The organism is Roseiarcus fermentans (genome assembly GCF_003315135.1).
Lineage (GTDB): Bacteria > Pseudomonadota > Alphaproteobacteria > Rhizobiales > Beijerinckiaceae > Roseiarcus > Roseiarcus fermentans.
The window spans coordinates 60203-70323 of record NZ_QNRK01000038.1; the positions used below are offsets into that span (position 1 = coordinate 60203).

Genomic DNA, 10121 nt, shown 5'->3' on the forward strand with positions numbered 1-10121 from the left:
CCGTTCCGGCACGCAATTTTGATATTCACTGGGTTAATGGTACTAACGCGTCGAGCCGATCCGTTCAAGACTTAGTGCCTGCGGAACCCGGGGACGCCCATTGAGGAATCTTGGCTTTGCTTCTCGAACGGTACTCCCGCAAACATTGGCGGCGCTGGCGATCGTGTCGCTCGGCGGCTGTCTGCCGACCGCATTCGGGCCGCCGCCGAGCAAAGATCCGCCGAACGCCTACGACGCCATTCGCTCGGCCGATCTCCAGCCTCGTTTTCCGGAGGCGACACAAAACGCCAACACCGGGGAACCGGAGCCGAAGGGGGCCAGCTACTATGGCTCTCCGGTCGAAGCGCTTGTCAGTGCGGCGCCGGAGCACGACGGCGAGGGCGGGTTCACCCTGAACTTCGAGGACACGCCCGTCGCGACGGTCGCCAAGGTCGTCTTGGGCGACATCCTGAATACGGGCTATTCGATCGACCCCCGAGCGCAAGGCACAATCAGTCTGTCATCCGGCCGTCCGATCGCAAAAAGCGACATGCTTTTCGTTCTCGAAAACGCCTTGCGCGTAAACAACCTCCTGCTGGTTCGGGACGCCGTCGGCTATCGCATTTTGCCTGCGACCGACGGAGCGATCGGATCGATCGATCGCCCCGGCCCCGGCGGCGCGGCTGAGCCGGGATATGGGCTGACCGTCATTCCGGTCCAGTATGTCTCCGGCGAAACGCTGGTCAAATTGATGGAGGGCTTCGAATCCAAGCCGGGCACGATCCGGACGGATCCCAGCGGCAAAATTCTGCTCGTCTTGGGAACCGGCAGCGAGCGCCAGACGGCGCTCGAGACGGTTCGCACTTTCGATGTCGACTGGCTGCGCGGCCAATCCGTCGGGATTTATCCGGTATACAACGGCGCGTCAGCGACATTGGTCACGGAATTGGAAAAGATCATGGACTCGGGCGAGACCGGGCTCAGCCATAATCTTGTGAAATTCCAGGCCGTCGACCGCCAAAACTCGATTCTGGTCGTGGCTTCGAAACCGCAACTGTTGCGGATGGCGTCGACCTGGATTTCGCGACTCGACAAGTCTTCGGTGGCGAGCACCGGAGTGAAGGTCTATCGCGTCAAATACGGCGACGCAAAGCAGATGGCCACCCTCCTCGCCAACATGTTCACAGGCAGCGGGTCCACGGGGCTCGAGGCGCCAGCCAATCAGATCGCGCCGAATGCAGGTGCTACGACATTGAGCACGGTCGACCGACTGACCGGCGGCCTGAGACAGGAAACACCGAGCGCTAACGCGCCCCCGACGGCGGCTCAGAGCGCGGAAGCTGCGGCTGCAATCTCGACGGCCGGGACTCTGGGACCTTTGGGCGCCGGAGGCGGCGGAGGTGGGGGCGCTGGCGGCGCGCCCCTGCCGAATGTGCGCATCACGGCCGACGTCGCCAACAACTCTATTCTTGTTTACGCCAGTCAGGAAGACTACCGGATCATCGAGCGCGCCCTGAACCAGCTTGACCGTCCAAAGCTGCAAGTCGCCATCGACGTCACAATCGCAGAGGTCACGCTCAACGACCAGTTGGACTACGGGGTGCAGTTCTTCCTCAACAAGGGGTCGGTACTCAACGTCTCTCAAACTTCGCTGCCCATCACGCCGACCCTCCCGGGATTCAACGTCGTATTGGGCAACGCGCTCTCGCCGCGGGTGGTGATCAACGCGCTGCACCAGTACACCGACGTCAAGATTCTCTCGAACCCGTCCCTTGTGGTCGTCGACAATCAGCCCGCCACGCTTGAAGTTGGCGATCAGGTGCCGATAACGACCGGCAGCGCGACCGTGCTGAGCGCCAACAATGCGGTGGTGAATACTGTTGACTATAAGAACACGGGCATAATCCTCAAGGTCCAGCCGCGCGTGAATTCGAACGGCACCGTTCTTCTCGACATCGAGCAGGAAATCAGCGCCGTGGTCAGCGATCTCACCTCCGGCGGCGCTGCGACGTCCACCACCAATCTGACGCCGACGATTTCGGAGCGCAGGGTGAAGAGCGAATTGTCCGTCGCCAACGGCCAGACCGTGCTGCTCGCCGGATTGATCAGTGAAACGCAAAGCGTCGCCCATACGGGCATCCCCATCCTCGACCGAATTCCCGTCGTCGGAGACGCGTTCGGGTCGAAGAACAACGCGATCGTCCGCACCGAACTGATCCTCTTCATTCGGCCCCAGATCATCCATGACGGCGCTGACGCGTCCGTCGTCGCGGAAGAACTGCGCTCGAAAATGCGCGGCGGCCAACTGGGGTCGCTGGGACTGCCCAAGCTCCTGCCCGAACCCCACAGGACGCTCCAGTGACCGCCCGCGAAACTGGCGTCGCTTCGGATCGGCCGAAGGCCGGCATGGCGTTTGAATGCGCTGATCGCCCTCCGACAGCGGATCTCCGGCGGACCCTGAGCCTTCGATGGAGCCTCGCGGGCGCGGTCGTCTTGCTTCTCAGCTTGGCGGCGGCGCCGGGGATCGAGGGGGCGCTTGGCGGCGCGCTCGGCCTTTCGATGCTCGGCGTCGCATCTGCCGACGCTCGGCGTTACGTCGTTCCCGACGCGCTGAGCGGGGGCGCATTCGCGCTCGGCGTCATCCACGCCGCCGCCGCGAACCCCGACTCCGGCCTGGAAGCCCCGCTGATGGCGCTTGCCCGCGCGGCGTTCGCGGCGGGACTATTTTTGCTCGTGCGGATCGCCTACCGGCGTTTTCGCAGGCGCGATGGCCTTGGTCTTGGCGACGTAAAACTCGCTGGAGCAGCCGGCGCCTGGTTGAGCTTGCCAATGTTGCCGATCGCCATCGAAATTGCCGCGCTCGCGGCGCTGGCCGCCTACGTCGTTCGTCAGCGGAAGCGGTCGCGTCTCCTTCGCGCCGCCGGCCGGGTTCCGTTCGGAGCCTTTTTTGCGCCTGCGATATGGTTGGGGTGGGTGATGGACACGATTCAGCAGACGCTCTGATGGAGGCTTGCGCGTGTCGAGGGCGACCAGCGGCGACGAAATCTGGGGATGGAACGCCGGCCAGACGGGATGCGAAGCCCGACGCCCACGCGCCTGGAGGGGCGCCGGCGTCCGTCTGTTGTTCCTCTTTCTCCTGCTGTCGGCGGTTGCAGGGCCGGTACGCGCCGAGTCCTTTGCAGCCGGGTCGCGAGCTTACGCGGCGCAGAACTACGTGCGCGCGGCCGAAATCTTTCTGCCGCTGGCTGAGCAGCGTGACGCGCGTGCGCAGACCTATCTCGGCGTCATGTATCTGCGAGGCCAAGGCGTGCCGCAGAATTTCGCCGTCGCCGCGTACTGGCTTCATCTCGCGTCGGCGGCCGGAGTTCCGACGGCGCAATACTTCTTTGGCATGATGTACGACAAAGGCCAGGGCATGCCGCAGGACTTCGTGCTCGCCGAGGCGTGGCTGAACCTCGCCGTGGCGCACGCCGAGCCGCAATTCCGTAGCCGCTGGGTGCTTATTCGCGATGCGATCGCCTCGAAGATGAGCGAAGCGCAACTCGCGGAGTCCCGCCGACTGGCGTACGAATGGCGGCCCGAACCGTATCTGGCGCTCAACTGGCGTCTGGACACGACTTGGTGATGCGCTCCGGCACAAGCCGAGGAACAAAGTCCGGCTCAAAGCCCGTCCGAGCCCTCATGCAAACGGCGTCGTCTCTGCGGCGTCGAGAGGCTGGGCTTTGGGCTTGGCTGCGCAGCGGGCTCCGGAAGATCGAGCGTCACCATTCGGCCGTTCCCCTCCAATGTGGCCGAACGCGGATCGACGGAGCGCAATGTCCACCCTGAGGCGCGCTCGCCCTCCCGAACTCCGGAGGCAATCTTGGAGGACTCGTCGTAGAGGATCGCGATTCGACTGCCCGCGCCGATGATGGTTCCAACCAGGGTCAAAGGCGGCGTCTCCGGCGCAGCAGGTCGTGCGACGAGGGTCGGCGTCGGGGCCGGCGCGGCCGGCGCGGCCGGCGCGGCCGGCGTCTGGGGCCGGCGCGACACAGAGAACAGCGGTCTTTCGCGCGTGGCGGAAAGCTTGGAAATGGGAATGGCCCACAAGGGATTGCCAGTTGCAGCGGGTTCGGGTTCCGGGGCTCCGCCTTCAGACTGAAGCGCGCTGTTCGCGCCGCGATCGCCGCTGTCGGTCTCGATCGCCGCGAGAGAGACGTCGCCAGCGCGCGCGACCCCTCCGGCGAGTCCAGCCAGAAGCCCGGCGATGGCCGCGGCCGCGGGAAGGCGTCTCACTGCGGCTCGCGCCATTGCCCTGACACTCCAAGGAGGACGCGCATCGGAGTTCCCTCCGCCTCTCCAAATGCCTGCGGGGCCTGTATCGCGAGGTTTTCGACGAAAAGATAGGGCATGCCGGCTTCGAGATCATAAAGGAGCGGTTGCAGACCGGCCTGGCCGATTTCGACGCTCTCGGTCAGGCCGACAAATCCTTCCGCGGATCGCGGCCCCTGCAAATCGATCTGGGACGAAAGCACGTTGCCGCCTGCTCTCTTGACCGCGGCCTCGACGCGCTCCTGCAAAGCCGCGCCGGCGATGGTGATGGTCTTGCCGACCAGGAAGGGCGGCCCGTTGACCGCACCGCTGGCCGCGTCCTGGCGCGGCGTCGTCCGTTCCATCTGCCGATCGAGACGAGCGAGAAGGGCGCGATTTTTGTCCAGCGCCGCGTAAGAGTCCCAAAGGTTAGAGATCATGGCGACGGCGACCGCCGTGAGTCCGACCAGCGCAGTCAGGTAGGTCGTCAGCGCCAGCCACCGTCGGCGAGAGGACCCTGTCGTCGGGTTCGCCAAGCTCATGGAACGGCCGGATCGGTGGCGACCAGCTGAGCTTCGATATGAAACTGTTCGCCGGTCTCCATGGGAGCGCGCGTCGTCGGCGCAAAGAAAGTGGCGTTTTTGAACTGTTCCGTTTGCTCGATAATGCGGATCAGGGACGCAGCTTCGCGCGTCACGCCGGTGATCTCCAACTTGCCGTCGACAATATGCAGTTCCGTCAGATAGGTGTCGTCCGGCAACGCCTGCGATAGCGACTCGAGCACGATGACCGACGGCGGCGACTCCCGTTTCATTTGCGCGAGTTTCGCCGTCGCGTTTTCCAGGACGTCGGCGCGCCCGCTCGAGAGCGCTGCGCGCCTCTCGGCCATATGCCGAGAAACCTGAAGCTGCGTGTCTTCGAGATCGGCGCCGACCTGCAGCCGAGCCGCGAACGCCGCAAGAGCCGCCAGCCCCGCCAGGACCGGCGCCGCCGCCAGAACGCGACGCAGGCGCCGCATCGAAAGTTCGCGATCGGCTTCTTGCGAAAAAACGATCGTTCGACGCTCGTCGGTCCCGGCCTCGGCGGCCGCGGAAACGACGATTGAACTCGGTTTGAACGCCCCGAGCGCCACCACAAACGGCGTCAGCGCCGATCGTGCGGTGGCGGCGACGACAACGCCGATCCGGCCGGTCGACGTTTGCTTCGGCGGGTCGAAGCCGAAGGCGGCCTGCGCCGGACTCCAGGGCGTCAGCCGGTCAATTTGCGATCGAATGATGGCGTCGAGAAAACCTGCGGCCTGCGTCGGCAACTCAAGGTAACGGAACACGAAGCGCCGCCTCGCCAGGACGAGCTCGATTTGTCCTCCCGCCAGCTGCGAACGAATCTTGGCTGACTCGTCTCCGACGAATTTCCCTTCGACAAAGCGCAGGGTCGCTCCGACAATCGGCCGCGCGGATCGCCTCCGCGACGCTTTCACAACGAATGCGACGCCATCCTGTTCGATGGCCTGAAATTTCCTTGTCGGCCGAAATGCGTTGACGATCGCCAGGATCGCCAAGGCCGCGTCATCGATCCAACGCGACAGCCACAAGACGAATTGACGCAGAAAGTTCATTGGCCGGGTACGCCTTCTGGATCTTGGCCCCTTCGAAATCGCCGTTGCTCTTGTAGTCCAAAACAGGCGGCCCCGTCATGTCCTCGAAAGGTTTCACCTCAGTGACAAGGGGCGCGTGAAAAGCAGGCGGCGCCGTCGCGGCCGTGGTTGGAATTTGACGGTGGCGTCATCTCCACTTGTGAAAGCAAACCAGAATCGGCGTTAGCGCGTCGAATGCCAGCGGTTTGAACCGATTGATCGCGCGATCGTCACCGGTGTCGACTTCCGTTGACAGAGCGTTAAGCTGGTTGCTTGGGCAGGATCCGAACCTGGGGCCTTTCAGGTCATGAGCCTGGCGGCTCCCGGCGGGTGCGCCCCGCCGCAGAGAGTTGGCGAACGATTTGGGGCTGCCCCCTGTTCGCCATTTTGCCGTTCGCGGCATGGCGGCGGACCTTGGCGACCCGGTTCGCCGGCGGCCAGACCCACGGGGTTGCGAATAAAATTCGCGGCCCCTGACGCATTGGCCGTACGCGGTCAATCCTCGCCCGGAATCCAGGCTATGGGCGGAGGCGTACAAGGCTCGACGGCGGCGCAGGATCGCCGAATGCGGTTCAAGTCAGGGAGGCTCCCATGGCGCTCGGCAGCGCTCGACATCTCACGCCCGTTGCGGCCTTGACCGCCCCGGCGGCCGTCCCGGCGGTCGCCGCCTGGGCGCAGGCGCCAGCGGGCCGCCCCAACATCGTCTTCATCATCGCCGGCGACCTCGGCAATGCCGACCTCGGTTAGCGCGGGCGCCGGATCAGGACGCCCAACATCGACAAGCCAGCGGCCCCGACGTCATCGCCGGCAGCGGGAGACCGCCAGCCGTGACGCCGCAACGGCGAAAACCATACGACGACGAAACACCCGGAGAAACGTGATGCCGTTGATCGTCGAGAAAGCCTTTGCCCTCGCCCTCGCGATGTCCGCGTTGGCGCTCGCTCCCGCCCGCGCCGCCGAGGATACGCCCGACGCGCTCCTGACCACCCCGGTCACCCCGCAAGTCCTCGCCCAGGGGGCGGCGATACGCCGGGACTCGTGACCGCCGCGGACGGCTCGATCACCGTCGCCTTACGCCACGCCGCGCCGGACGGCGACGCAGCGAAGAACTGGCTGCCGACGCCCGCCGGGCCGTTCTATCTCGTGCTGAGGCTCTATCAGCCGCGCGCCGAGGCGCTGAAGGGCGAGTATGCGTTGCCGGAAGTCGTGCAGGACAAATAGGGCGTAGGTCTCGAGGCGAGCGCAAGCGTTCGATCGGGGTTCGCCGGGAAGGCTGGAGGGTTTCATGAATCGTTCGGTTGCGGGCCAATTCGCAGTGGGGATCATTTCGGCGTCGGTCGGCGTCCTGTTTGTCGCCGCTCCGCCGAGCGCGCTCGCCCAAGGCGCGACGCCGCAGGGCGGGACCTCGGGGCCTCCGAACGTATCCGTCCTGCCTTACCCCGATCCCGCGTTCAAAGGCGTGATCGGCCGGACCACGGCCGACTCGAAGCCGGACTTTCCCCAGCCGGTGAAGGCGCCGGAGGGCGCGCCCAACATTGTCGTCATCCTGACCGACGACGTCGGCTTCGGCGCCGCCAGCACGTTCGGCGGGCCGGTGCCGACGCCGACGCTGGAATCGCTCGCCGCGAACGGCCTCAAGTACAATGCGTTCAGCACCACGGCGCTCTGCTCCCCGACGCGTGCGGCGCTGATCACTGGACGCGACCAGCACACCGTCCATACCGGGATCATCATGGAGCGCAGCCTCGGCTATCCGGGCTACGATTCGGTGATGCCGAAGAGCGCGGGCACGATCGGCGAGATCCTGCGCGGCAACGGCTACAGCACTGCCTGGTTCGGCAAGAACCACAACGTGCCGGCCTGGCAGAGCAGCGCCGTCGGTCCGTTCGACCTGTGGCCGACCGGACTCGGCTTCGACTATTTCTACGGCTTCATCGGCGGCGACACCGATCAGTGGGACCCGACGGTGTTCGAGAACACGATTCCCGTCGAGCCCAAGGAGAAGCTGACCGGAGAAGCGCGGGCCAACTACAACCTCGACGCCGACCTCGCGGACCAGGCGATCCACTGGATCCAGCAGCAGCACGCGATCGCGCCGTCCAAGCCGTTCTTCGCCTATTACGCGCCGGGCGCGACGCACGCGCCGCATCACGTCCCGAAGGAATGGATCGCCAGGTTCAAGGGCCAGTTCGACCAGGGCTGGGACAAGCTTCGCGAGGAATCGTTCGCGCGCCAGAAGGCGGCCGGAATCATTCCGCAGGAAACGATCCTGACGCCGCGTCCGGCCAACCTGCCCGCGTGGGACTCGCTCGACGCCAGGCACAAGGAGCTCTTCGCCCACATGGCGGAAATCTACGCGGGCTTCCTCGCCTATGACGACTACAACATCGGCCGCGTGATCGCCTCGCTGAAGCAGGAAGGCGTCGCCGACAACACGCTGGTGATCTTCATCGAGGGCGACAATGGCGGCAGCGCCGAAGGGACCCTGCAAGGCACGGCGAACGAGGTCGCCGTCGTCGGCGACGGCGCGCAAGAGAGCTTCGACTATCTCTATTCGATCAAGGACGAACTCGGCGGGCCGATGCACTATAATCACATGCCGGCGCCTTGGTCGTGGGCGTTCGATACGCCGTTCCAGTGGACCAAGCGCTACGCCAGTCATTTCGGCGGCACCCGTAACGGCATGGTGATGAGCTGGCCGGGGCGCATCAAGGACGTCGGGGCTCTGCGCGAGCAGTTCCACTATGTGACCGACATCATGCCGACGATCCTGGAAGCGGCGAAGGTGCAGGCGCCCGAGACGATCAACGGCGTCAAGCAACTGCCGATCGACGGCGTGTCGATGGCCTACACCTGGGACGACGCCAAGGCGCCGTCGCATCGGACGACGCAATTGTTCGAGATGTTCGGCAATCGCGGCATCTATCACGACGGCTGGATGGCCTCGACCACGCCGCTCGTCTTCGCCTGGCTGCCGGAGCCGAAGGGCGTCACGCCGGAAAGCTTCACCTGGGAGCTTTACGATCTCCACAAGGATTTTTCGCAGGGCAATGATCTGGCCAAGGTCAATCCAGAAAAACTGAAGCAGATGGAGGAGCTTTGGTGGGCGGAAGCCGGACGGAACAACGCGCTGCCGCTCAACTTCAGTCCACAGGCGACGGTCGAGGCGGTGTTCCAGAAGCCGAGCCTGACGCGTGGACGCTCGCACTTCGTCTTCCGGCAGGGCACGGTGCGCATCCCCGAAGGCACCGCGCCGACGGTCAAGAACACCTCCTACACCATCACCGCCACGCTCAACGTGCCGGCCGAGGGCGCGGAGGGCGTGGTCATCACGCAGGGCGGACGGTTCGCCGGCTGGGGTCTGGTGGCGCTCGATGGCAAGCCCGTGTGGGCCTACAAGAACAGCCAGCAGCCGAACGACGGCATCCGCATCGCCGGCCCGAACAAGCTGACGCCCGGCGACCATGTCGTCAGCGTCGACTTCGCCTACGACGGCAAGAAGGGCGAATTCGGCAAGGGCGGGACCTACGTGCTCAAGGTTGACGGCGCCGAAGCGGCGAGGACCACGATCAGCCACACGGTCCCGTTCATCTACTCGGTCGACGAGACGCTGGACGTCGGCGAGGATCGCGGGACGCCGATCCTCGAGGACTACGCCGACCGTATGCCGTTCAAATACACCGGCGCGATCGCGGAGGTCGACATCGACCTTCTCGGCGGAAACGCCAACCTCGACGTTCCGGACATCGACGGCAAGTGACGCCGGGACGGCGTTTGGACGGAAGATCGGGACATCGGTCGAGCGGGACCCCGCGGCCCGGGTCGACGGATGGGAGTCATCCGGGCGTGGCGGACGCCCCGATGCGATCGGTCCCGGACATGCGAAAGCCCCCGGCTTTGTTTGCCGGGGGCTTTTGGAAGGCTGGTTGCGGGGGCAGGATTTGAACCTGCGGCCTTCAGGTTATGAGCCTGACGAGCTACCGGGCTGCTCCACCCCGCGGCAGAGGGTGATGCGCTCCGCGACGGGGCGACGGGCGGATCATCGCCGATCGCCACGCCAGGGGCTTGCGGCTTTGGGCCGTGCGCTCCCGGCGCTGTCGCGGTTCGCTTCGTTGAAGAGGAAGGGTTTTCGTTTCCGTGCTTTGCAGGCCTGGCGACGACCTACTCTCCCATGTCTTAAGACAGAGTACCATTGGCGCTAAGGCGTTTGACGGCCGAG

10 protein-coding genes and 1 tRNA gene are annotated in these 10121 nt (G+C 65.1%); 7 read left to right on the forward strand and 4 right to left on the reverse strand.

The features are described from left to right. The first annotated feature begins 100 nt into the window (after positions 1–100). The 3 genes from gspD (at position 101) to DFR50_RS25455 (ending at position 3604) form a co-directional block, all read left to right on the forward strand. Positions 101–2341, forward strand: a complete 2241-nt coding sequence (gene gspD, locus DFR50_RS25445; protein ID WP_113892076.1) for a type II secretion system secretin GspD — start codon at positions 101–103, stop codon at positions 2339–2341. 197 nt (positions 2342–2538) lie between these two features. Then, positions 2539–2982, forward strand: a complete 444-nt coding sequence (locus DFR50_RS25450; RefSeq protein ID WP_245428142.1) for a prepilin peptidase — start codon at positions 2539–2541, stop codon at positions 2980–2982. A gap of 118 nt (positions 2983–3100) precedes the next feature. After that, positions 3101–3604 carry a tetratricopeptide repeat protein gene (locus DFR50_RS25455; protein WP_147262921.1) on the forward strand — a complete coding sequence of 168 codons (504 nt, stop codon included), beginning with the start codon at positions 3101–3103 and terminating at the stop codon, positions 3602–3604. A gap of 35 nt (positions 3605–3639) precedes the next feature. Here the strand turns inward: DFR50_RS25455 and DFR50_RS31695 are convergent, their stop codons facing one another. The 3 genes from DFR50_RS31695 to DFR50_RS25465 are packed head-to-tail and all read right to left on the reverse strand — an operon-like array spanning position 3640 to position 5884. Beyond that, positions 3640–4269 (reverse strand): hypothetical protein, encoded by a 630-nt coding sequence (locus tag DFR50_RS31695; protein WP_147262922.1) that lies wholly within the window; start codon positions 4267–4269, stop codon positions 3640–3642. Beyond that, positions 4251–4811: a type II secretion system protein GspM gene (gspM, locus tag DFR50_RS25460; RefSeq protein WP_113892079.1), complete on the reverse strand. Its 561-nt coding sequence runs from the start codon at positions 4809–4811 to the stop codon at positions 4251–4253. The genes DFR50_RS31695 and gspM overlap by 19 nt, the downstream gene beginning before the upstream one ends. Further along, a complete protein-coding gene (locus DFR50_RS25465) occupies positions 4808–5884 on the reverse strand; it encodes a PilN domain-containing protein (RefSeq protein ID WP_113892080.1) in 1077 nt (358 codons plus the stop codon). The genes gspM and DFR50_RS25465 overlap by 4 nt, the downstream gene beginning before the upstream one ends. Positions 5885–6493: 609 nt before the next feature. On the opposite strand from DFR50_RS25465, the gene DFR50_RS32315 reads away from it, so the two are divergent. The 4 genes from DFR50_RS32315 (at position 6494) to DFR50_RS25475 (ending at position 9662) form a co-directional block, all read left to right on the forward strand. Continuing rightward, the gene (locus tag DFR50_RS32315) at positions 6494–6649 is read left to right on the forward strand and encodes a hypothetical protein (RefSeq protein WP_170153387.1); all 156 of its coding nucleotides are present in this window, start codon (positions 6494–6496) and stop codon (positions 6647–6649) included. 133 nt (positions 6650–6782) lie between these two features. Beyond that, complete coding sequence (locus DFR50_RS32320) at positions 6783–6944, forward strand: hypothetical protein (protein WP_170153390.1); 162 nt, start codon at positions 6783–6785, stop codon at positions 6942–6944. Next, the gene (locus DFR50_RS25470; RefSeq protein WP_113892081.1) at positions 6941–7123 is read left to right on the forward strand and encodes a DUF1214 domain-containing protein; all 183 of its coding nucleotides are present in this window, start codon (positions 6941–6943) and stop codon (positions 7121–7123) included. Before DFR50_RS32320 ends, DFR50_RS25470 begins: the two co-directional genes overlap by 4 nt. A 64-nt stretch (positions 7124–7187) precedes the next feature. Continuing rightward, on the forward strand, positions 7188–9662 hold the full coding sequence (locus DFR50_RS25475; protein WP_113892082.1) for an arylsulfatase: 2475 nt from the start codon (positions 7188–7190) through the stop codon (positions 9660–9662). Between the two features lie 163 nt (positions 9663–9825). Here the strand turns inward: DFR50_RS25475 and DFR50_RS25480 are convergent. Then, positions 9826–9902 (reverse strand) — tRNA-Met (locus DFR50_RS25480). Between the last annotated feature and the right edge of the window lie 219 nt (positions 9903–10121).

Excerpts from the sequence above, each read along its gene's own strand:
- DFR50_RS25450 (WP_245428142.1), top strand. The coding sequence starts at position 2,539 with ATGCTCGGCGTCGCATCTGCCGACGCTCGGCGTTACGTCGTTCCCGAC.
- DFR50_RS31695 (WP_147262922.1), bottom strand. The coding sequence starts at position 4,269 with ATGGCGCGAGCCGCAGTGAGACGCCTTCCCGCGGCCGCGGCCATCGCC.
- gspM (WP_113892079.1), bottom strand. The coding sequence starts at position 4,811 with ATGAGCTTGGCGAACCCGACGACAGGGTCCTCTCGCCGACGGTGGCTG.
- DFR50_RS25465 (WP_113892080.1), bottom strand. The coding sequence starts at position 5,884 with ATGAACTTTCTGCGTCAATTCGTCTTGTGGCTGTCGCGTTGGATCGAT.
- DFR50_RS32315 (WP_170153387.1), top strand. The coding sequence starts at position 6,494 with ATGGCGCTCGGCAGCGCTCGACATCTCACGCCCGTTGCGGCCTTGACC.
- DFR50_RS32320 (WP_170153390.1), top strand. The coding sequence starts at position 6,783 with ATGCCGTTGATCGTCGAGAAAGCCTTTGCCCTCGCCCTCGCGATGTCC.
- DFR50_RS25475 (WP_113892082.1), top strand. The coding sequence starts at position 7,188 with ATGAATCGTTCGGTTGCGGGCCAATTCGCAGTGGGGATCATTTCGGCG.